Origin of the sequence: Pseudomonas fulva NBRC 16637 = DSM 17717 (assembly GCF_000730565.1) — a bacterium.
In the GTDB taxonomy this organism is placed as follows: Bacteria; Pseudomonadota; Gammaproteobacteria; order Pseudomonadales; family Pseudomonadaceae; genus Aquipseudomonas; species Aquipseudomonas fulva.
The window spans coordinates 44,847-67,418 of the sequence record NZ_BBIQ01000001.1 but is presented as its reverse complement, the minus strand read 5'-3'; the positions used below and the strand labels follow the sequence as shown (position 1 = coordinate 67,418).

The following is a 22,572-nucleotide window of genomic DNA, read 5'->3' as shown; positions in this document are numbered from 1 at the left end:
TGAACGGCAGGGGATGAAGGTGAACATTTATACAGTAGGTGTTTGCCCCTGGCTCGGCCTCCCCCTAGAATGTCGAGATGAGCACAGATGACCTCTCCCTCCTGCTGAATTCCCTCAATGACGCCCAACGCCAGGCTGTAGCGGCCACGGTCGGGCGTCAACTGGTGCTTGCTGGCGCCGGTTCCGGTAAAACACGTGTGCTGGTGCACCGCATCGCCTGGCTTATCCAGGTGGAGCAGGCATCGCCGCATTCGATCCTGTCGGTGACCTTCACCAACAAGGCTGCTGCGGAAATGCGCCACCGGATCGAGCAACTGTTGGGCATCAACCCTGCAGGAATGTGGGTGGGAACATTCCACGGTCTGGCGCATCGGCTCTTGCGTGCTCACTGGCAGGAAGCGGGGCTTGTGCAGAACTTCCAGATTCTGGACAGCGACGATCAGCAGCGCCTGGTCAAACGGGTGATGCGCGAGTTGGGGCTGGACGAACAGAAGTGGCCGGCACGCCAGGCTCAATGGTTCATCAACGGCCAGAAAGACGAAGGCCTGCGCCCGCAGCACATTCAGCCAGGCGGCGACCTGTTCTTGACCACCATGCGCGACGTCTATACCGCCTATGAGCAGGCCTGCGAGCGCGCGGGTGTCATCGATTTTTCCGAATTGCTGCTGCGCGCCCTGGATTTGTGGCGCGATCACCCAGGCCTGTTGGCCCACTACCAGCGCCGCTTCCGTCACGTACTGGTCGATGAGTTCCAGGACACCAACGCCGTGCAGTACGCCTGGCTACGTCTGCTGGCCCGCGGTGGTGACAGCCTGATGGCGGTGGGTGATGACGATCAGTCGATCTACGGCTGGCGCGGGGCGAAGATCGAGAACATCCACCAGTACACGGCCGACTTCCCAGATGCCGAGACGATCCGCCTGGAGCAGAACTACCGCTCCACCGGTGGCATCCTCAAGGCTGCCAACGCCCTGATCGCCAATAACAGCGGGCGTTTAGGCAAGGAATTGTGGACCGACATGGGTGAGGGTGAACCCATTACGCTGTACGCCGCCTACAACGAACATGACGAAGCGCGTTATGTGGTCGAGACCATTGAAAGCCTGATCAAGCAAGGCAACGCGCGTGACGAAATGGCTATTCTGTATCGCTCGAACGCCCAGTCGCGGGTGCTTGAGGAAGCCTTGCTGCGCGAGCGGATTCCGTACCGCATCTATGGTGGCCAGCGCTTCTTCGAGCGGGCAGAGATCAAGAATGCCATGGCCTACCTGCGACTGATTGAAGGCCGCGGTAACGATGCCGCGCTGGAGCGCGTGATCAACGTGCCGCCACGCGGTATTGGCGAGAAAACCGTCGAGGCCATTCGCGAGCATGCACGTCACAGCCAGGTATCGATGTGGCAGGCGATGTGCCAGCTGATCGCAGCAAAGGCGCTCAAGGGCCGGGCTGCCAGCGCCCTGGGTGCATTCATCGAGCTGATCGACGGGCTTGCAGCCAAAGTCGAAGACATGCCGCTGCATACCATGACGCAAACCACCCTCGAACAATCCGGGCTGATCATCTATCACCAGGAAGAAAAAGGTGAAAAGGGTCAGGCACGGGTGGAAAACCTTGAGGAACTGGTTAGCGCAGCGCGCAACTTCGAATCGACCGAAGAAGACGCCGACCTCTCCCCACTGTCCGCCTTCCTGGGTCACGCTTCGCTAGAAGCCGGCGATACGCAGGCTGACGAGCACGAGGACAGTGTGCAGCTGATGACCTTGCACAGTGCCAAAGGCCTGGAGTTCCCCTACGTGTTCCTGGTGGGCATGGAGGAAGGCCTGTTCCCGCACAAGATGAGCCTGGAGGAGCCAGGTCGTCTTGAAGAAGAACGTCGCCTGGCCTACGTGGGCATCACCCGCGCCATGCATCAGCTGGTCATGACCTATGCCGAGACAAGACGGCTGTACGGTAGTGAAACCTACAACAAGGTATCTCGCTTCGTACGCGAGATTCCTGCTGGTCTGGTGCAGGAGGTACGTCTGTCGAACAGCGTCAGCCGCCCGTTCGGCACCCCGAAGACCGCCCTCAACAGCCACCTGTTTGCCAATGCGGATATTCCCGAAACCGCATTCAGCCTTGGCCAGCGTGTACAGCATTCCGTTTTCGGTGAAGGGGTCATCCTGAATTTCGAAGGCTCCGGGGCCCAGGCACGTGTACAGGTCAATTTTGCCGAAGGCAGCAAGTGGTTGATGATGGGCTACGCCAAGCTTGAAGCCATCTGAAGGCAAGCATCGGCCCAGGGGCGCACCCAGGTTTGAACGCCTGCGCCGTTGCTTGCTCAAATAGGTCATACCAAGCAAAAGCTCGAAACATTATGTCGCTGGTCATATGCCTTGGAACATGTGCACCATGACGCGCGTGCAATCCACAACAGGGGATATCCCATTTATGCAACGTTTTCTTAGCATCGCACTGGCGCTCTGCGTCGGCCTGACGCTGAGCCTGGACGCCAACGCCAAGCGATTCGGCGGCGGCAAGAGCGCTGGCTCCGCGCCCATTCACCAGACCCGTCAAGCTACGCCGAACACGCCTGCCGCCGCGCCGACCGCTCCTGGCCGCGCACCGGCCGCCGCCAGCGGTGCTTCGCGCTGGTTGGGCCCTCTGGCGGGCTTGGCCGCCGGTGGTCTGCTGGCATCCATGTTCATGGGTGACGGCTTCGAAGGCTTCCAGATCATGGACTTCCTGATCATCGCGCTCATCGCCTTCCTGGTGTTCCGCTTCATCGCCGCACGGCGACGTCAGCAGCAGCCACACATGGCCATGCCTGGCAATGCCCCCATGCAGCGTGAAGCACAGGGTCAGCCTGCACAGCCAAACATTTTCGGCGGTTCGACTGCGCCGGCGGCAGCGCCATCGCCTGTCATCAACGCGCCAGCCTGGTTCAATGAACAAAGCTTCCTGGCAGCTGCCCGCAATCACTTCCAGTCGCTGCAGCAGCACTGGGACGCCAATGAAATGGACAAGATCGCCGAGTTCGTGACCCCGCAGATGCTTGAGTTCCTCAAGCGCGAGCGTGCCGAGCTGGGTGATGGCTTCCAGTCCACCTACATCGACAACCTCGATGTACAGCTGGACGGCGTCGATGAGCGTGACGACCGTACTGACGCTACTCTCACCTTCCGCGGCGTATCGAAGAACTCGCGCTTCGACCAAGGTGAACAGTTCAGCGAAAGCTGGCACATGGTACGTGCCAAGGGCGAGAACCAGCCTTGGCTGGTCGCGGGTATCCGTCAAAACGGTTAATCCGGTCCAAAAACCACGGGCGTATCCGTAAGCTATTACTTTTGGGGCTGCTCTGCAGCCCATCGCGGCAAAAGGCCGCTCCTGTAAGGTCTCGTGATGCCGTCAATTCGGGTGCCACGCGGTCAATGTAGGAGCGGCCTTGTGCCGCGATGGGCCGTAAAGCGGCCCCAACCATTTCAAGTGAACAGCATTCCGGGCCTACCGGGGTTTTTGCTTTTGCCATAGCGCACTACTAGGGTATAACCCGCAGCGTTGTCATCTAGGTCAGAGGAAGTGAATCGTGGAAGAAGTGATTGAACAACTCCGTGAAGCCAACGAGCCAGTACCGGTCCCCCTTGAGCTTCCAGACGAGGATCAGTTGGTTGAAATCGAAGAGCAGCTGTTCATCAACATTCCGTTCGTGTTCAAGGAGTTCCTGCTGAACGTCAGCGATGTGGTCTATGGCTCGCTGGAACCTGTCACGGTGACTGACCCTCAGTCACACACCTACCTCCCGGACGTTGCTGCAAATGCCTGGGACGCCGGGGTGCCTCGGGAACTGATTCCGCTGTGCCAGGATGGCGACAATTACTATTGCGTCGAGGAAGATGGCACCGTGGTGCTGTGGGATGCCGATGAGGAACTCGTCGGTGAGGACAGCTGGGAATCGGTTTGGCATTGGGCACGGGACGTGTGGCTAGAGAGCTGATCAGCCTCACCCCCACCTCGGTCGAAGGACCTTGCGGGCCGTGATTACGGCCCGTCTGCAGCAGACGCCACTGGGGTCAGTGGCCGTTGTCCCGATTGTTCTCCAGCGTTTCGAGTAACGCAATCTGCATGCGTGTATGCACCCGGATGAACCAACGCCATAACAAAGCGACCACCACCGCTGCCACGATGGCAATGATCAGCAATAGCTCGTTGGTGGGTAGAATGCTCGCCGACAACGCCGACAGCAGCAAAAAGATCACCAGCAGCGAAATCAGCGGAATGACTTCAGCAATCACGCGCCGTACGCGCTGAGTATGGCGCCCAGCCATTTCAGGCTTGACGCCCATTTCGGCCAGCAGCATCGATAGCGCTTTGAGTTTGCGGTAAGCCGCGATCAGAAAAGGTAGCGAAAGCAGTAATGCAGCCCCCCAGATCACCGCCTTCTGCTGGCTCACATCGCTGATCCACTGGCTGAGCCAAGTGCCAAGCCGCCCTGCGAAGTAACCGCCGCTGAAGAATATGGCGATGACCAACGCCAGGTTCACGCCGACCTGCAACAATATGCGCCGTATCATCGCCGCCACCAGGGCACTCTGGCCCTGAGGCTGGATGTTGCGCAGCCACTCCCCATACAAGGACAGCACGCGAGCCAGCCGCCCAGGCACTACGTTACCCAGTTTTATCGACAGCGGATCAGCGGCACGAATCAGATACGGTGTCAGTAGCGTGGTAATGGCCGAGACGGCGACCGCCACCGGGTAGAGGAAGTCGCTGGTGACCTGCAGGGTCATCCCTAAGGCCGCAATGATGAATGAAAACTCGCCGATCTGAGACAGGCCCATACCCACCCGCAACGAGGTGCGCCCGTCGTTTCCCGCGATGAAAGCGCCCATGCCACAGGACAGCATCTTGCCCAGTACAACGGCCAAGGTAATGACCACAATCGGCCAAGCGTAGTCGACCAATACCTGCGGATCGATCATCAAGCCAATTGCGACGAAGAATATGGCGCTGAACAAATCCCTGACAGGTTCGATCAGACGCTCGATTTTCAACAACTGCCGCGACTCGGCCATGATGGCACCAATCAGGAAAGCCCCCAGGACCATGCTGTATTCGAGTTTCACGACCAGCAGACAGAATCCGAAGCACAGACCCAGCACTGTGATGAGCAGCATCTCGTTACTTTCGAACTTGGCCACATAAGCCAGTACGCGCGGTACCAGAAGAATGCCGATCACCAAGGCAACGATCATGAACAAGGACAGCTTGCCGACGGTTGAAAAGACCTCCCCCGAACTGACGGTGCCGCTGACGGCGATACCCGACAGCAGTGCGATGATGCCGATACCCAGGATGTCTTCGACAATCAACACACCGAATATCAGCTGTGCAAACCGTTCGTTCTTCATCTTCAGGTCATTGAGGGCCTTGACGATGATCGTGGTCGAGGAAATGGCGAGAATGGCGCCCAGGAACAAGGAGTCCATGGTGTTCCAGCCGAACCAACGCCCAATCTCGAAGCCGATCCAGATCATCAATACGATTTCCAGAAAAGCTGCTATGAAGGCCGTGGCGCCAACTTTGAACAGCTTGCGCAGGCTGAACTCGAGGCCCAGGCAAAACATCAGGAAAATCACGCCAAGCTCGGCGAGCGTTTTGATGGTGTCTTCGTCGTGAATCAGGCCGAAGGGGGGCGTGTGGGGGCCTATGATGAAACCGGCGACGATATAACCGAGCACCACTGGCTGCTTGAGACGGTGAAAAACAATGGTGACCACGCCTGCAACCAGCATGATGACCGCCAGGTCCTGAATGAAGCTGATGGCATGCATGACGTGATTCTCCTTCTCTCGTCTTGGGCTGTGCTAACGGGCAGGTCGCGCCTGCGCCGAGGCGGGCCCAAGCAAGCAGCGAGTACACACTGTATTCATTGAAAGCGTGCCCATGTTGCATGGGCGTACTCAGATTAACATCGCGCCTTCCCATGAACTGTCGATGCAATATGATGAAACAGATCGACTGCTATCAGGCCGTCACTGGCATAAACAGCGTGACGCTTCAAAGCATGGGAGCGTCCCGTTAAACGCAGGCTGTCGCTTCAACAGAACAGAGCGCCTGCTAGCCTTTGGCGCGATTGCGCACACTCTTACCGTGAGCATTTTATGGAACCTGGAAACGCCCAGCTGAGCATGACCGTCTTGATGACACCCGACATGGCGAATTTCTCTGGCAACGTACATGGCGGAACGCTGCTCAAGTACCTCGACGAAGTCGCGTATGCGTGTGCCAGCCGCTATGCAGGCTCCTATGTAGTCACGCTGTCAGTCGACCAGGTCATCTTTCGCGAGCCGGTGCATGTAGGCGAGCTGGTCACTTTCCTGGCGTCGGTGAACTACACCGGCAATACTTCCATGGAGGTCGGTATCAAGGTCGTTACCGAGAACATCCGTGAACGCTCGGTGCGCCATTCCAACAGCTGCTTTTTCACCATGGTGGCCGTGGACGATAATCGACGGCCAGTTTCGGTTCCCCCGCGTCAACCGCAGAGTAGCGAAGAGAAACGCCGATTCCTGCAAGGCCAGCAGCGACGGCAGATTCGCCAGGAACTGGAAAAGCGCTATCAGAACCTGAAAACCGACGGCGTCTAGGCGTTCAACAACCTCGCTTCAAAACGTACGCGCGGGTGGGCGATGCGGTCCTGGGCACGTATCAGCTGCAGCTCGTAACTGGCGCAGGCCTGAGTTTCCAGCAGTACTTCATGTACGGCGGAGGCTGCAAACTCGAATGCCTGTTCCCAGCTGTCGCCAAGCAGCACCCGCGCCATGAACAAACCGGAAGTCAGGTCACCCACGCCTACCGGTTGCTTGGGGAAGGCCAGCAGCGGGCGGCGCAAATGCCAGCTGTGTTCGGCCGTCACCAACAGCATCTCGAACTGGTCCTCTGCGCGCCCCGGGTAAGCCAGGTGCTTGACCAGCACAACCTTGGGCCCTTTGAGCAGAAGACTGCGAGCCATGCCTACGCAATCCTCCAGTGATGCCGCGCGCCGGCCACAGAAGCTGTCCAGCTCCAGCTGGTTAGGGCACAGGATGTCAGCCTTTGTGACCGCTTGTTCCAGCAAAAACTGGCTAACCTGTGGCGATACGATGCACCCCTTTTCAGGATGGCCCATGACTGGATCGCACAGGTACATCGCCCTCGGGTTGACGGCCTTTATTCGCGCCACGCCTTCCAGAATCGCGCGCCCCTGCTCGGCACTGCCGAGGTAGCCCGAGAGCACGGCATCACACTCCCCCAGCTCACCGATGTTGGAAATGCCTTCCACCAACGCTGGAATTTGCGTTGGAGCAAGCACGTCTCCGCTCCACTGGCCATACTGAGTGTGATTGGAGAACTGCACCGTGTTGAGCGGCCACACATTGATGCCGATACGCTGCATGGGGAATACCGCAGCGCTGTTGCCGGCGTGGCCGAACACCACATGGGACTGGATGGCGAGCAGGTGCGGGGTACGTTTCATGCGAGTCATTTCCAAAGCTGTTCAAGAATCATGCAACGCGCAGTATGAACGTGATTGCCACCTGTACGACAGGCCAGGGACGCAGTTAAGCTGAATCGATCGGTTGGGAGCCTACGCACATGTTGACCCTGGAGAACCTGTTAGTCCTGATGGTGATGGCCACGGCAGGCGCTTGGCTGTGGCACAACCACGGTCTGCGCGAGAAGGCCTTGGAAAGGGTCAAACAGCATTGCGCAAAGCTTGACCTTCAGTTGCTCGATGACGCCGTCGCGCTCAAACGTATTGCCTTCGTGCATGATGTCAAGGGTCGCAAGCGCCTGGCACGTCTCTATGGCTTCGAATTTACCGTGACAGGGGAGCAACGTCACCCTGGTACCGTGACTCAGTTCGGCGCGCACAGCATGCAGATAGAGCTGGCACCCTACCCCTTCGAAATCAAGACGCCCCCGCGGGCGGACAATGTGATCGAAATGCAGCAGTGGCGCCAGCAACATGACCGTTGGCACAACTGATCAAGGCATAAGGCAGCTCTGCAAGCGGGCTTCCAACTCGTCCACAGGCTGAGGCTTCTCGAAAATCAATTCCAGGCGACTGTCGGCTGTCCATTCACTGGGCTGCCAGGGCGCCAACTTGCCTTCGAGTGCATTGAACGAGCATCTGCCTTGTGCTGTGTGGATAACACCCTTGGCACGCCTCCACTTCAGCGACTTCAATAGCTCATCTATGGCCTGTGGATAAAAGCGCTGCTGGGGGTGCCAGCGCCAGCCTATGCTCCATCCATCCTCTCCTTGAACTACCTGACGTATCGGCTCGCGCCGGTCTGCCCAAAGAGCACGCATGGCATTCGGTGGATTGTCGACAATCCCGATATCGCTATCAGGGCTGTCAACAATCTTGTTTTGATAGACAGGCAGACTATCGAAAGGAAGCTGACCTTGCATCGTCCATATCAGCCTTTTCCCTGGGAATTCTTTATTTATCAACAGCTTAAAATCTTTATCCACAGACTCCGACTTATTGATAACCAGGGTTTCACAGGCTTCCAACGCGGCTGATTGAGCCGTCGGTAACGGCCTGCCACTGCGCAGAGATGCGGGTGTGGTGACGACTATCAACGGCTGAATTGTCAGCACATTAGTCCAAGGCGCTTGGGCCAATTGATCAAGCAATTGAAGAGGATGGCCCAGCCCGGAGGGCTCTATGAACAGTCTGTGCGGCTTGCACTGGCGCAGAAGCCTACCCAGCCCTACCTGGAACGGAACCCCATTGACGCAGCACAAGCAGCCTCCTGCGACTTCGGCGATAGAGATACCGTTCTGGCTTGTGGACAAGAGTGCCGCATCCAGCCCTACTGCCCCGAATTCATTGACCAATACGGCCCAGCGTTCGTGGTCAGGCTTTTGCTGTAGCAGGTGATGAATCACCGTCGTTTTGCCGGCCCCCAGCGGGCCAGCAATGACATGGGTGGGAATATTGCGAAGCATGATGGTTCTTCAAGCAGACGGTTTGCTCAACTATGCGCTGTCAGGCTAGCCAGTCAAGCGTAAGCAACAGTCGCGGTGGACCTGACGGGGAACGATGTACGACGCCTGCGCCTTCATTGCCCTCCCAGCGCTCGCCCTTGAACAAGGCAACGTCACCTGTATTCAGTCGCATCACCTTATCCACAGCAGCATTGCCTGTGGACAACGCAGCTCGCGCTACTGCCTGCTCCGGTAGATATTCACTCCCCGGACCCGCGTAAGTGGTAATTAGCCTCAGTGGAACGTTATCCACATGAAAGCGTGGGCACATCGGACTGGTCAGTGCACGTATGCGCAAACCTACGCGATGCGCTCCAAGCAAACAGCTATAAGCCGAAACCAACCACGTGACATCCGCGACAAAAGCGTCATAGCCGTGGATATCCACAGCCTCGTACAGCAGCCCCTCAATCACTGGGACCTGATGCTCGTCGACCTCGATCACACGCTGGTCTGTTATCGATCCTCCAAGCCCCGCCACAACCTCTGAAAAGTCTTGCAGCTGAGGTGGAAGTTGCCGCTGCCAGACTGCGAGGTTGACACCCTCTTGCAGGACTTCTGCCATTGATTGAGGCGTGTGTCCAAACACCTGGCGGATATCCACAGCCACTGACGTACTCACGCTGCCACCTGTTCGTCCCAGGGGCCGAATGGGTCAGGAAAACGCAGCCAACCCATGGGCTCGAGTGCCATTTCTTCATCCGTCAACAGGCACTGATCAAGGGCTGTGGATAATTTCGCCACGTCCATATTTTGCCCTATGAACACCAATTCCTGCCGGCAGTCGCCAGTATCCGGTAACCAATGTTCAAGAATGGCAGCAACGTTATCCACATCCTCAGGCCACTGTTCGCGGGGAACGAAACACCACCAACGACCCGCCAGCCCATGGCGCATCATGCCGCCTGCCTGGGACCAACTGCCCGCTTCTTTATATTTGCTCGCCAACCAGAAGAACCCTTTGGAACGCAGTAACCGGCCATTACTCCAGGGTGTGTGTACAAAGTCATGGAACCGCTGCGGATGAAAAGGCCGGCGTGCGGTCCAGGTAGTGGCTTGGATGCCATATTCTTCTGTTTCCGGTGTATGTTCACCGCGCAGCTCCTTCAGCCAGCCAGGCGCTTGCGCCGCCTGGTCGAAGTCGAACAAGCCAGTGTCCAGAATCCTGGCAAGGGGAACCTGACCCATGACCATGGGAATGATCTGGGCTCGGCGGTTCAGGCTCCGGAGGATAGCTGAAAGCTCCTCCCGCTCGGCCTGACTGACCAGATCGATTTTGCTCAACAGCAACACGTCAGCGAACTCTACCTGCTCGATCAGCAAGTCGCTGATCGAACGTTCATCGTCATCCCCCAATGTCTGGCCACTGCTTTCCAGGCTCTCTGCGGCTTGGTAATCCCGCATGAAATTCAAGGCATCCACCACGGTGACCATGGTGTCGAGACGCGCCAGATCCGACAGGCTGCGGCCTTGCTCATCACGAAAGGTAAAGGTTTCAGCCACAGGCAACGGCTCTGAGATACCGGTCGATTCAATCAGCAGGTAATCGAAGCGCCCCGCCTCGGCCAGCCGTGCAACCTCTTCAAGCAGATCTTCACGCAACGTGCAGCAGATGCAGCCATTGCTCATTTCCACCAGCTTTTCTTCGGCGCGGTTAAGGGTGACATTGCGCTGAACTTCGCTGGCGTCAATGTTGATCTCACTCATGTCATTGACGATAACCGCGACACGAAGCGCTTCGCGATTGCGCAGCACATGGTTGAGAAGCGTGCTTTTGCCTGCGCCCAGAAAACCGGAGAGCACAGTGACAGGAAGACGATTGGACATGGCAAAACCTCATCACACAGGCGCATTCGAAACGATGCATTGCATAATGTTATAAAGTAACAATACAATCTAGCCAAGTGGTTCCTGACGAATGCTCGGTGCGGTGAACTGGGAATTGACCAGCTCATTTCACAGCGCAGTACCAACGGCTCTGCCGTTACCTCACACGACCCATCAGCAGTGGACCCAATGTTCCACATACACGCATAGCCTTGGAAATCCCATGTCCCAATTCCAGCCCCAGCTTCCTGACGTCGCTGCACAACACATGAACTCAACCACACCGTTGGACTGGGTAGGAATGTGTGGGATAGCCATGCCAATGCAGATTGGAGGCCGTCAGGTAGCGGCTACAGTGGATGCTGGGGTGAATTTGGTAGATGGCAGCTCACGCGGCATACACATGTCGCGTCTGTACCTAGCGCTTGAAGATCTTGAGCATGAGCCGCTGCGCCCGCTATCGCTGCGTCGCCTTTTGGCGAGTTTTCTCAGCAGCCATGATGGGCAATCATCTGCGGCATATGTGCGCCTGAGCTTCCAACACCTACTCAGGCGGCCTGCCCTGGTTAGCCCTCTAGCTGGGTGGAAAAGCTATGACGTCGAGATCGATGCACGGATCGAACATGAAATGTTCCACGTGGAACTATCTGTTTTGGTGCCTTATTCGTCTACATGCCCATGCTCGGCGGCGCTCGCTCGACAGCTTATCCAGCAACAGTTCCACGCTCGATTCGGCTCAGGAACTTTGGACAGCGAAGAGGTATTGGCATGGTTGGGGACTTCGGAGGGCATCGTAGCAACGCCTCATAGCCAGAGGAGCATGGCAAAGATAAGCGTTAGGCTCGAGGATAATCGTCCTGAGCTTCCCATAACCGAGGTCATAGATGCGGCCGAGCAAGCCTTGGGCACTGCGGTACAAACTGCGGTAAAGCGCGCCGATGAACAAGCATTTGCGTTGGCAAACGGACAGAACCTGATGTTTTGCGAGGACGCAGCGAGACGCTTGTATCAAGCGCTAAGCACTATCGAATGGATTAAAGGGTTCAAGACGCGCGTGGAACATGCTGAAAGTCTGCATGCCCACGACGCCGTAGCAACTGGCCAGTGGCAGTGGAACATCACGTCCGAGGCTTGACCGTACCGCAATCATTGCCCAGCCATACCGCACGTGTGTTCATGCTGCCCTGCTGCTGAACACCGGACGCATTGAACGTGCCACTCACTTGAGTGGTGAACTCCTTGTCACTCAGGAAGGTGGCCTGGCCATTACCCTGGGCTTTGGGGCAGCTGAATTGAAACTTCCAAACGTTACCGGTGCGGTCAGTGATCTTCTGAGTGCAGCCGGACTTTGGATCCTGCAGCGGAATGTCGTTGGTTGCCACCTGCTGAGGGGTGAGGCAGGAGCGCACCCCTTTACCACCTACAGTGACACCTTGCTTGGCAAGCATGCCTTCCATCATCGCCCGTTGATCGGGCGGTAGGTTCTTCAACTGGCTGAGCATGAAATCCATATCAGGTAGCGGCTTACCGTCGACCTGCATATTGCTAGTGGTCAGCTCCCACAAGCCGGGTTGAAGCATCTGGGCCTGGGCTGTGACGCTGCCTGCGCACAAGGCCAGCGCCAGCAACGGCATACGAATTTTCATGGAAATCACACTCCTGGAAATGTCGGTCATCCCGACGATGTTTGGGTTAGACGTTGAAACGAACCGCTTGTTGCAGGCGAACCACGTTCGTGTTCTGTTACCTAAGGTGTATTCAACGAGCAGGATGCATATGGATTACCACAGCCCACTTTTTTTTGGCTACCTACTCGGCGTGATTCATCTGCTGGGTATTATCGCCGCGCTGCATGCGTTGTTCACAGTCCGTACTGCTCAAGGCGCCATTGCCTGGGCAATGCCACTTTTTTTCATTCCCTACCTGACGCTTATCCCCTACCTGATATTCGGTGCGCGCTCTTTCAATGCCTACATCAAGGCCAGGCGCCAAGCCAATCAGGAAATGCATGTCGCCATGGCCAGTTTGAATTGGCGCCCATGGGTCGAAGAAGCGCTGGCCGCGCGCGCATCGGACAGCTACGCCGCTTTGCGCGCCATGCCCAAACTCAGTCGAATGCCATGTCTGGCCAATAATCAGGTCGAGCTGTTGATTGATGGCAAGCGCACGTTCGAGGCGGTTTTCGAAGCCATCGATAAAGCGACACGCGTCGTACTGGTGCAGTTTTTCATCATCCATGACGATGCACTTGGGCGAGCCTTGCAACAATTGCTGCTGCGCAAGGCGGCCGAAGGCGTTCAGGTATTTGTATTGTATGACGGTGTCGGCAGCCATTCCCTGCCCCGCCACTACAGCCAGCAGCTTCGTGCGGGAGGTGTGCAAATACATGCATTCGCTACCCGTCGGGGCCTGTTCAATCGCCTTCAAGTCAACTTCCGCAATCACCGCAAGATCGTCGTGGTAGATGGGTTGGTCGGCTTTGTAGGTGGTCACAATGTCGGCGACGAGTACCTGGGGGCCAACCCCAAGCTTTCACCCTGGCGAGATACACACGTGCAAATCAGCGGGCCAGTGCTAGCGTGCCTACAGGAATCGTTCGCTGAAGATTGGTACTGGGTAACCCGGCAGTTGCCTCCCCTGATCCTCCAGGACACCTATCCCGATGACGGTGTGCTGTGCCAGGCATTGGCCAGCGGCCCTGCAGACTCCAAGGAAACCTGCTCGCTGTTCTTTCTAGAGGCAATCCACTCGGCCAAGCATCGAGTCTGGATAACCAGCCCGTATTTCGTGCCCGATGAAGCGGTATTCGCCGCCCTGCGTTTGGCGGCACTACGCGGTGTAGATGTGCGGGTCCTGATCCCGTCTCGCCCGGACCACAAGATCGTATACGCCGCCTCCAGCCTGTTCGCATTCGAAGCGGTGCGCGCCGGTGTTCGCATGTTCCGTTATCAACCTGGGTTCCTGCACCAGAAGGTCGTGTTGGTGGATGACGACATAAGTGCTGTCGGCAGCGCCAATCTCGATAATCGATCGTTCCGTCTCAACTTCGAGATCACGTTGCTCACCATCGACAAGGCATTCGCCGATACGGTCGAACGCATGCTCAACAAAGACTTTGCCAACGCGCGGGAGATTACGGTCGAGGAAACAGAGGCCACCCATCGGTTACAGCAAGTGGGCATGCGCATCGCAAGGTTGATTTCACCGGTATTGTAAAGCGCGCCAAGGGACGACCTCACTCTTGAAGTGAGGTCGGTCACGCTTGGCACACGTTTGGTAGGCGCTAGCGGTAAAGGTGCTCACGCGTCCAAGGTAGGTCATGGTGGCCATCCGCGTAGGGTTTGACCGCCAATATCTGATGCAGGTTGATCCAGCCTTTCTCGAAAGCGTACGCGCAACCTGCCAAATAAAGGCGCCAGATACGCAATGTTTTTTCAGGGACCAGCGCAGCTGCATTGTGCAGTTGGTTTTCCAGGTTCTCGCTCCAGTGATGCAGGGTCTTGGCGTAATGCATGCGCAAGCTTTCCACATCCACCACTTCCAACCCTGCCTCACAGACAGCGGCGCTGATCATCGACAAGTGGGGCAGCTCGCCGTGGGGGAACACATAACGGTCAATGAACTCTCCAGCCCCCCGACCCACCGGGCGGCCATCCACATGCTTGGCCGTGATGCCATGGTTCATGACGAGGCCGCCTTCGCGCACTGCGCCGAACAGCGTCTTGCAATACAAAGGTAGATTGGCATGACCCACATGCTCGAACATGCCCACGCTGACGACCTTATCGAAGCGCCCGTCTTGTGGCAGGTCACGGTAATCAAGAATCTGCAGGTCTACGCTGTCGGACAGGCCCTCGGCCTCCACCCGTTCCCTGCCCAGCTTGAGCTGCTCTTTGCTCAACGTGATGCCAAACACGTTCGCCCCATATTCACGTGCAGCGAAGCGCGCGAGACCTCCCCACCCACACCCCACGTCCAGCAAGTAATCACCGGCAGCCAAGCGCAGCTTGCGGCACAGATGATCGAACTTGTCTTGCTGGGCCTGTTGCAGTGTATTGTCCGGCTCACGGAAATAGGCGCAGGAATAAACCATGTCCTGGTCCAGCCATAACCGGTAAAAGTCGTTGGACACATCGTAGTGGTAGGAAATGGCTTCGGCATCGGTTCGCTTGTCATGCGCCAGGCGCTGGGGAGCATGATCGCTATCATCGGGTAGCAGTGCTTCGCTGAGTTCATCGCAGACACGGATGGCCTCACCGATGTCGCCTTCGAGTTCGAGCTTGCCTTCCACGAAAGCGGTGCCCAACTCATCCATGCTTGGATGGGTGAGTTGGGAGATGAGCTGAGGCTCCTTGACCAGGATGGTCACTTGCGGGCTGGGGCCCAGGTCGAAATGGTTGCCGTCCCACAATTTGAGACGCAACGGCAGGTGTAGACTCTGCAAAGCCGGCGGAAGCTGAGCAAGCATGTAACCCTTCCTTCCCATGTACGGGGCAAGACCCAAGACATTTCGAAAGCCACCGGTTCAGCGTAGACCATCTGTAGGAGCTGTCTGTAAAACGAAAGTTTAAGCCGAGGTCTACAGCTTCAGATTCAGGGAAACGAATGTCGACCGACCAGGTGCTGGCGAAAACATCGCCTGGTCGTCACCGCCCCAGAAGAAGTTGTCGTACCAGACGTATTCGTATTTGCGGTCCAGCAGGTTCTTGACCTGCACATCGACGCTGGCAGCGGACGTGATGCGGTAGCTGACGCTGGCGTCCGCAACGACAAACCCACCGTATTTGCCTTGCTCATTGAGCTCGTCGATGTAGTAGCTCCCTTGCGCCCTGCCCTGCAGACCGAACTTCCAGTCATCGTTATAACGATAATCGACGCCCACGGTGCTCACGTACCGAGGCGTGGAGAACACTTCCTTACCCGAGAGTGATTGCCCTGCGGCAGAAAACGCTTTGACCACCTTTGCTTCCTGGATGGCGTGGGAGGCATAGACAGTCCACTGATCATCCAGTTGAGCATTGATCTGCAAATCCACGCCGCGACGGCGCGTTTCACCCAACCCGACCGTGGTGCCGGTGCTGGGCATGTTTGCCACTTCATCGGTAGCATCCTGCTGCCAGATCGCCACTCGCGCTTGGGCGCCCTCGAACGGTCTGAACTTGATACCGACCTCTTTGCCTGTGTTGATCGACGGGTCGTATGAAGGCTGCCCAGGGGTCAAGTAGGCGGGCTCGGTCGAGCCGGTGAGTATCTGGAAGGTACGCCCCCAATTGGCGTAAACGTCGATATCGGGGGTAACGCTATAGATCACGCTCAGCTTGGGCTGTCGGATCCAGCCGTAGTCTTGCAGCGAGCCTTTGACGCCACCCAAGAGCTGCGTACTACCGGTGAACTGGTCCACCCGCATGGCCGGGATGATCTTCAGTGACTCGATGGGCTGGATAACGGCCTGAACATAGGCACCGGTGTTGCGCAGGGTATAGCGATCGTCATTCTGCACGCGGGCCGGTACGGTATCGAAGTGGGTCGGAACGCTGAAGCTGTAGCGCTGGCGACGGTAGGTATTGTCCTGCTCTTCGTAGTTGACGCCGCCATCGAGGGTGAGGTGCTCGTTAACGCGCCATGTCAGGTTATTGAGGATGCCCGTCTGCTGTTCGTCCCATTGCCGACGCTGACGGGGCGCATTACCTGGGCGATAGTCCGTGAAGGTAACGGTGCGATCATCGTTGTAGTCGTTGTAATACAGCTTGCTGCTAAGGCTCAAGTCATCATTGAGCTGCCAATCCGCGTGCAGGCTGAGGTGCTTCATGTCGCGGTCATCACCGTCATTGGCGTTCTTGGCCGGTGATTGTGTACGGCTGGCGTGCATCTGGTCACGGGTGAGAAACCCGGACTCCTGGGCCTGGTGATGGTACAAGCGCGCGATCAGCCCAATGCGGAAATTCTGCTCGTCGTTGCTGACGAACCACTTACCCCCCAGTGCGTATTTGTTCGAGTTGCTGTGATCGCGGTAGCCATTGCTGTCCTGCTTGGCAAGGATGTAGTTCTGGGCAAAATTCCCCTCCTCGTGCCCGACCGCCAACTGCACTTCACGGGTGTCGAAGCTGCCATAGGTCAGCCGGCTATCGACATAGTTGCCGCCTTGGCGCGTGGCGAAATTGATGTTGCCCGCAATGTTGTGCAACCCGTAACGAGGGTCGTTCGTGCCCCGGACCACTTCGATGTAGTCGATGTCCAGGGGAAAGATCATGTCGATGAAGCGCTGGTTACCGCTGTTGACGTTGCTCGGGATGCCATCGATCAATGTCTTGATACCGTTGATGTACCCTTCGCCGTTGAAAGCGCGGAACGTAACCTTGCCCGATTCGGCCCCCTGCCCTGTTTCGGTGAGCTGAATGCCCGGCATCTGGCCCAGCAGTTGCCAGCTGTTCATGACGTTCTTGTCCTCTACCTGATCACCGCCCAGCACATCGACCGACGTGAGCACGTTCTCGGTGCTCAGGGCCACCTTGGCGTCCTGCGTAATGTTCACGGCGCCAAGGGTGATCGTGGAGCTGCCTGTTTGGTCGGCGAACAGTTCAGGGGTAACCATTACCGTGAACATGGCAAGGGAGGCCGGGGTGACTCGCATGGGTGCTCCTAGGTGAGTAGACAGGGGTGGGATCAGGTGCGCAAAGCTCGGGAAAATCATGCAGAGCTATTAACACGTTATATCATAACTACTTAAACGTTATGATATATCACCTCAATTCCAACCGCCCAATGTTCAACGCACCCAGATTCGAGATAGGCCTTAGGGGTTGTTAGGTGAAGGGTTCAGCCGCATCCAACCCTGAAGCACAACCGTATAAAAATCATCGATAAAAAAACCCCCGTGATACGGGGGTCTTAGCTGCGGGTTGATCCGATGATCACCTGCCATGTTTCACGGCTAGCCCTGCTCAGGAGCAGGACAGTATGCCGGCACTGTTGAAACGCTACCTTTACTCCACCGTCACCGACTTCGCCAAGTTGCGCGGCTGGTCAACATCAGTCCCTTTGAGCACGGCGACATAGTACGAGAGCAGCTGCAAAGGAATGGTGTACAGAATCGGCGCCAGCGCATCCGCGATATGCGGGACTGGAATCACATGGGTGCCTTCGCCGTTGCTCAAGCCGGCTTGCTCGTCAGCGAAGACCACCAGCTCACCGCCGCGTGCACGCACTTCCTGCAGGTTGGACTTGAGCTTCTCCAGCAGTTCATTGTTCGGCGCAACGGTCACCACGGGCATGTCGTTATCCACAAGCGCCAGTGGGCCATGTTTGAGCTCGCCCGCAGGATAGGCTTCGGCGTGGATATAGGAGATTTCCTTGAGCTTGAGCGCACCCTCCATGGCCACCGGATATTGAGCGCCGCGCCCCAGGAACAAGGTGTGATGCTTGTCTGCGAACAGCTCGGCGATTTTCTCGACGGTTGCGTCCATGGCCAATGCTTCACCCAGACGGGTTGGCAAGCGGCGCAGCTCCTCGACCAGCTCAGCTTCGACGCCCTTGTCCAAGGTGCCGCGCACCTGGCCCAAGGCCAAGGTCAGAAGCATCAACGACACCAGCTGGGTGGTGAAGGCCTTTGTCGAGGCGACGCCGATTTCCGGTCCGGCCAGGGTCAGCAACGTCAGGTCAGATTCACGCACCAGCGAGCTGATGCCCACGTTGCAGATCGCCAGGCTGCCAAGGAAGCCCAGCTCCTTGGCGTTGCGCAGCGCTGCCAGGGTATCGGCGGTCTCGCCCGACTGGGAGATGGAAACGAACAGCGTATCGGGCTGCACGACCACCTTGCGGTAACGGAACTCGCTCGCCACCTCTACTTGGCAGGGGATCCCTGCCAGGCTTTCCAGCCAGTAACGTGCAACCATGCCAGCATGATAGCTGGTACCACAGGCCACGATCTGCACATTGCGCACTTTGCCGAACAACTCGGCTGCCTGCGGGCCGAATGCCTGGACCAGCACATGGTCACTGCCCAAGCGACCTTCCAGTGTGCGTTGCACCACGCGTGGTTGCTCGTGGATTTCCTTAAGCATGAAGTGGCGGTACTGGCCCTTGTCGGCGGCCTCGGCACCCTCGTGGTACTGCACGGTTTCACGCTGCACGGGTTGGCCATCATGGTCCCAGATGGCGACGTGGTCGCGACGGATCTCGGCGATGTCCCCTTCTTCGAGGTACATGAAGCGGTCGGTGACCTGTCGCAGGGCCAGCTGGTCGGAGGCGAGGAAGTTCTCACCGAGCCCCAGGCCAATCACCAATGGGCTGCCGCTACGGGCAGCGACCAGGCGGTCCGGCTGGCTTTTGCTGATCAACGCCAGGCCATAGGCGCCGTGCAAGCGCTTGACCGCAGCCTTCAAGGCGTCTGCCAGGTCGGGGATGCCCTTGAGGATATGGTCGATCAGGTGGACGATCACTTCGGTATCGGTCTGCGACACGAAGGCATAGCCCAATCCCTTCAGTTCCTCGCGCAGCGCCTCGTGATTCTCGATGATGCCGTTGTGCACCACGGCCACGTCATGGCCTGAGAAATGAGGGTGGGCATTGGTTTCAGTAGGCGCGCCATGAGTGGCCCAGCGCGTATGCGCGATGCCGAGCCGTCCTGCGATTGGCTCGAGCACGACGGCTGCTTCGAGCTCGCTGACCTTGCCGATACGGCGACGGCGTTGCAATTCGCCTTCCGGCGTCAGCACCGCCAGGCCTGCGCTGTCATACCCACGGTATTCAAGACGCTTCAGGCCCTCGATAAGGATGGCGGTAATGTTGCGTTCGGCCACAGCACCTACGATTCCACACATGCTTGGTTACTCCTGACTGATAGCGGCGCAGATCAAATTGACGCCGCGTGCTTTAATTTGTTCGCGTGCCTGTTCGCACAGGCGTTCGTCCGAGATCAGGGTGTGCACCCTGCCCCACGGCAGTTCGAGGTTGGGAATCTTGCGGCCGACCTTGTCCGACTCGACCATCACGATCACCTCACGGGCGACCTCGGCCATGACTCGGCTCAAACCCAGCAACTCGTTGAATGTGGTGGTGCCGCGTTCCAAGTCGATGCCATCGGCCCCAATGAACAATTGGTCGAAGTCATACGAACGCAGAACCTGTTCGGCCACCTGGCCCTGAAAAGACTCGGAATGTGGGTCCCAGGTGCCACCCGTCATCAGCAACACCGGCTCGTGCTCGAGTTCGCTGATGGCCCTGGCAACATTGAGCGAATTGGTCATGACCACCAGACCAGGCTGGCGTCCGAGTTCAGGGATCATGGCAGCGGTGGTACTGCCGCTGTCGATGATGATCCGGGCGTGTTCGCGGATAAGGCTCACAGCGGCGCGAGCAATGGCACGTTTGTAGGCCGACACCGGTTGTGCCGGCTCAACCAGCAATTCCTGCGGCATGGTTACCGCACCGCCGTACCGGCGTAACAACAAGCCGTTGGTTTCAAGTGCCGCCAGGTCCTTGCGGATAGTGACCTCAGACGTGTCAAACCGCCTCGCCAGCGCGTCCACGCTGACTTCACCCTGCTCCGCGAGCAGGGCCAGTATGTTGTGGCGACGTTGTGGCGTGTTTCGTTTCGACATCGGCGCTTTAAGTTTCGTTTCGAAAGATAATGATCGCAATCAAAACCTAAATGCTCGGGTTCGTCAACCCGTCTTAGCGCTGTGGATAAAAACGCTGTGCAGAGGCATAGTCCAGCTTTGGCTATCCATCTGATGCCGGACAAATAAAAAGGCCGGCTTGTTATGCACAAGGCCGGCCTTGATAGAGCTGTGGATAAATCAGGGCTTCTTGATTTTCTCTGGACGCTTCCACCCCGAGATGTTGCGCTGACGGGAGCGTGCTACCGCCAACTCACCTGCTTCCACGCATTGAGTGATCGTCGAGCCCGCGGCAGTCGTGGCCCCGGCCTTGATTTCCACAGGCGCGACAAGGGCGCTGTTGGAGCCGATGAAGACGTCTTCGCCCATCACTGTCTTGAATTTGTTTGCGCCATCGTAGTTACAGGTGATGGTGCCAGCACCAATATTGGTACGGGCACCGATTTCGGCATCACCCAAGTACGACAGGTGCCCCGCCTTGGCGCCTTCACCAAGATGAGCATTCTTCAACTCGACGAAGTTACCCACATGGGCCTTGGCATCGAGTACGGTCCCCGGACGCAAGCGTGCAAATGGACCTGCATCACTCCCCTCGCCCATGACTGCACCCTCAAGGTGACTGTTGGCCTTGATCACGGCACCTTTGCGCAGCGTGCAATCCTTGATCACGCAATTAGGGCCAATCTGCACGTCGTCTTCGATGACAACCTTGCCTTCCAGAACGACGTTGATGTCGATCAGCACATCCCGGCCGACCGTCACTTCGCCCCGGACATCGAAACGCGAAGGGTCACGCAAGGTCACACCCTGCGCCATCAGGCGGCGGCCTTCACGCAACTGGTAGTGACGCTCCAGTTCGGCAAGCTGACGACGGTCATTGGCACCCTGCACTTCCATGGGATCGGCGGGTTGCTCGGTGGCAACCATCAAACCATCAGCGACTGCCATGGCGATCACATCCGTCAGGTAGTACTCGCCCTGGGCATTGTTGTTCGACAAGCGGCCCATCCAATCCGCCAGGCGAGCGCCAGGAAGCGCCAGAATGCCGGTGTTGCCCTCACAAATGGCCTTCTGCGCCTCGTTAGCGTCTTTATGCTCGACGATGGCCGTTACTTGCCCATGCGCATCACGCACAATGCGGCCATAGCCCGTCGGGTCTTCGAGCGTGACCGTGAGCAAACCGAGTTGCTGCTCGCTGGCTTTGGCCAACAAACGTTGCAGGGTCGGTACCTCGATGAGCGGAACGTCGCCATACAGCACCAGCACGGTGTCCGCCGACAGTGCTGGCAAAGCTTGCGCCAAGGCATGCCCCGTACCCAGTTGCTTGTCCTGCATGACAAAGTTGAGGTCGTCGCCTGCCAGTCTCGCCTGAACCAACTCTGCCCCATGGCCTATCACCACGTGGATGCCCTGCGGCTGAAGCTGGCGAGCGCTGTGGATAACATGACCGAGCATGGAGTTGCCGGCTACCGGGTGCAGTACCTTGGGCAGCGACGAGCGCATGCGGGTGCCTTGGCCGGCGGCAAGAATAACGATATCGAGGGACATGACTGGCTACCAATCCTGGGCGGTCAGTTGCTTGACCGAAAGGGGGAAATCGAAAAAAGAAAAAGGGTAGCCGAGGCTACCCTTTTACTCAATCGCAACACAAATGATGGCCGTAGCCGATCACTTGCCTCTGCGCATCTGCTGGACAGTACGCAGCTGAGCCGCAGCCTCGGCCAGACGTGCGGCAGCAGCGCCGTAGTCGAAGTCCGAGCCTTTGGTGTTCAGCGCGTTCTCGGCAGCCTTGAGGGCTTCCTGAGCCTGAGCTTCGTCCAGGTCGGCAGCACGTTGCACGGTGTCGGCAAGAACCTTCACCATGTTCGGCTGCACTTCGAGGAAGCCACCGGAGATGTAGTACACCTCTTGAGTGCCACCCTGCTTGGTCAGCGTGATCGGACCCGGCTTGAGATTGGTGATCAGCGGGGCGTGACCTGGTGCGATACCCAGATCGCCCAAGTTGCCGTGCGCTACTACCATCTCGACCAGACCGGAGAAGATTTCTCCTTCCGCGCTGACGATATCGCAATGGACTGTCATAGCCATCTGCTTGCCTCAACCTGATTAG

19 protein-coding genes are annotated in these 22,572 nt (G+C 57.7%); 7 read left to right on the top strand and 12 right to left on the bottom strand.

The genetic code is table 11. The annotated features are described in order from the left end of the window. Positions 1-77: 77 nt before the first annotated feature. The 3 genes from uvrD to PFU01S_RS00285 all read left to right on the top strand — a co-directional run bounded on the left by uvrD (position 78) and on the right by PFU01S_RS00285 (position 3,973). On the top strand, positions 78-2,264 hold the full coding sequence (gene uvrD, locus PFU01S_RS00295; RefSeq protein WP_027913327.1) for a DNA helicase II: 2,187 nt from the start codon (positions 78-80) through the stop codon (positions 2,262-2,264). A 166-nt stretch (positions 2,265-2,430) separates the two neighbouring features. Next, positions 2,431-3,285: a Tim44 domain-containing protein gene (locus PFU01S_RS00290; protein ID WP_027913326.1), complete on the top strand. Its 855-nt coding sequence runs from the start codon at positions 2,431-2,433 to the stop codon at positions 3,283-3,285. Between the two features lie 280 nt (positions 3,286-3,565). Beyond that, the gene (locus PFU01S_RS00285; RefSeq protein WP_023532298.1) at positions 3,566-3,973 is read left to right on the top strand and encodes an SMI1/KNR4 family protein; all 408 of its coding nucleotides are present in this window, start codon (positions 3,566-3,568) and stop codon (positions 3,971-3,973) included. 76 nt (positions 3,974-4,049) lie between these two features. Here the strand turns inward: PFU01S_RS00285 and PFU01S_RS00280 are convergent, their stop codons facing one another. After that, positions 4,050-5,810, bottom strand: a complete 1,761-nt coding sequence (locus PFU01S_RS00280; protein WP_028686796.1) for a cation:proton antiporter — start codon at positions 5,808-5,810, stop codon at positions 4,050-4,052. Between the two features lie 330 nt (positions 5,811-6,140). On the opposite strand from PFU01S_RS00280, the gene PFU01S_RS00275 reads away from it, so the two are divergent. After that, entirely contained in the window at positions 6,141-6,626 is a 486-nt protein-coding gene (locus PFU01S_RS00275) for an acyl-CoA thioesterase (protein WP_023532667.1), read from the top strand. Here the strand turns inward: PFU01S_RS00275 and pdxY are convergent. Beyond that, entirely contained in the window at positions 6,623-7,495 is an 873-nt protein-coding gene (gene pdxY, locus PFU01S_RS00270; RefSeq protein WP_028686797.1) for a pyridoxal kinase PdxY, read from the bottom strand. The genes PFU01S_RS00275 and pdxY overlap by 4 nt on opposite strands. Positions 7,496-7,614: 119 nt before the next feature. Between pdxY and PFU01S_RS00265 the strand changes: the two genes are divergently transcribed. Next, on the top strand, positions 7,615-8,007 hold the full coding sequence (locus tag PFU01S_RS00265) for a DUF3301 domain-containing protein (protein WP_028686798.1): 393 nt from the start codon (positions 7,615-7,617) through the stop codon (positions 8,005-8,007). Here the strand turns inward: PFU01S_RS00265 and PFU01S_RS00260 are convergent, their stop codons facing one another. From PFU01S_RS00260 to zigA, 3 genes are read right to left on the bottom strand one after another with little or no spacing between them, the layout of a single operon-like run. Further along, positions 8,008-8,979, bottom strand: coding sequence for a CobW family GTP-binding protein (locus PFU01S_RS00260; RefSeq protein WP_028686799.1), 972 nt, complete (start codon positions 8,977-8,979; stop codon positions 8,008-8,010). It lies immediately after the preceding gene. A 40-nt stretch (positions 8,980-9,019) separates the two neighbouring features. Next, on the bottom strand, positions 9,020-9,583 hold the full coding sequence (locus PFU01S_RS00255) for a DUF1826 domain-containing protein (RefSeq protein WP_042139011.1): 564 nt from the start codon (positions 9,581-9,583) through the stop codon (positions 9,020-9,022). 53 nt (positions 9,584-9,636) lie between these two features. Continuing rightward, a complete protein-coding gene (zigA, locus tag PFU01S_RS00250; RefSeq protein ID WP_028686801.1) occupies positions 9,637-10,845 on the bottom strand; it encodes a zinc metallochaperone GTPase ZigA in 1,209 nt (402 codons plus the stop codon). A 223-nt stretch (positions 10,846-11,068) separates the two neighbouring features. Here zigA and folE2 point away from each other — a divergent pair, with 223 nt between their 5' ends. Further along, positions 11,069-11,980: a GTP cyclohydrolase FolE2 gene (gene folE2 / locus PFU01S_RS00245; protein WP_028686802.1), complete on the top strand. Its 912-nt coding sequence runs from the start codon at positions 11,069-11,071 to the stop codon at positions 11,978-11,980. Here the strand turns inward: folE2 and PFU01S_RS00240 are convergent. Then, positions 11,964-12,491 (bottom strand): DUF3617 domain-containing protein, encoded by a 528-nt coding sequence (locus PFU01S_RS00240; RefSeq protein ID WP_027913319.1) that lies wholly within the window; start codon positions 12,489-12,491, stop codon positions 11,964-11,966. The genes folE2 and PFU01S_RS00240 overlap by 17 nt on opposite strands. Positions 12,492-12,621: 130 nt before the next feature. Between PFU01S_RS00240 and cls the strand changes: the two genes are divergently transcribed. Further along, positions 12,622-14,061, top strand: a complete 1,440-nt coding sequence (cls, locus tag PFU01S_RS00235) for a cardiolipin synthase (protein WP_028686803.1) — start codon at positions 12,622-12,624, stop codon at positions 14,059-14,061. A 67-nt stretch (positions 14,062-14,128) separates the two neighbouring features. Here cls and cfaB read toward each other — a convergent pair whose 3' ends face one another. From cfaB to PFU01S_RS00205, 6 genes are all read right to left on the bottom strand, one after another. Further along, complete coding sequence (gene cfaB, locus PFU01S_RS00230; RefSeq protein ID WP_028686804.1) at positions 14,129-15,313, bottom strand: C17 cyclopropane fatty acid synthase CfaB; 1,185 nt, start codon at positions 15,311-15,313, stop codon at positions 14,129-14,131. Positions 15,314-15,424: 111 nt separating this feature from the next. Next, positions 15,425-17,476, bottom strand: a complete 2,052-nt coding sequence (locus PFU01S_RS00225; protein ID WP_028686805.1) for a TonB-dependent receptor — start codon at positions 17,474-17,476, stop codon at positions 15,425-15,427. Between the two features lie 352 nt (positions 17,477-17,828). Next, positions 17,829-19,664, bottom strand: coding sequence for a glutamine--fructose-6-phosphate transaminase (isomerizing) (glmS, locus tag PFU01S_RS00220; RefSeq protein WP_028686806.1), 1,836 nt, complete (start codon positions 19,662-19,664; stop codon positions 17,829-17,831). 6 nt (positions 19,665-19,670) lie between these two features. Continuing rightward, on the bottom strand, positions 19,671-20,444 hold the full coding sequence (locus PFU01S_RS00215) for a DeoR/GlpR family DNA-binding transcription regulator (protein WP_028686807.1): 774 nt from the start codon (positions 20,442-20,444) through the stop codon (positions 19,671-19,673). A 198-nt stretch (positions 20,445-20,642) separates the two neighbouring features. Continuing rightward, positions 20,643-22,010, bottom strand: coding sequence for a bifunctional UDP-N-acetylglucosamine diphosphorylase/glucosamine-1-phosphate N-acetyltransferase GlmU (gene glmU / locus PFU01S_RS00210; RefSeq protein ID WP_028686808.1), 1,368 nt, complete (start codon positions 22,008-22,010; stop codon positions 20,643-20,645). A 120-nt stretch (positions 22,011-22,130) separates the two neighbouring features. Continuing rightward, on the bottom strand, positions 22,131-22,550 hold the full coding sequence (locus PFU01S_RS00205) for a F0F1 ATP synthase subunit epsilon (protein ID WP_023532701.1): 420 nt from the start codon (positions 22,548-22,550) through the stop codon (positions 22,131-22,133). Between the last annotated feature and the right edge of the window lie 22 nt (positions 22,551-22,572).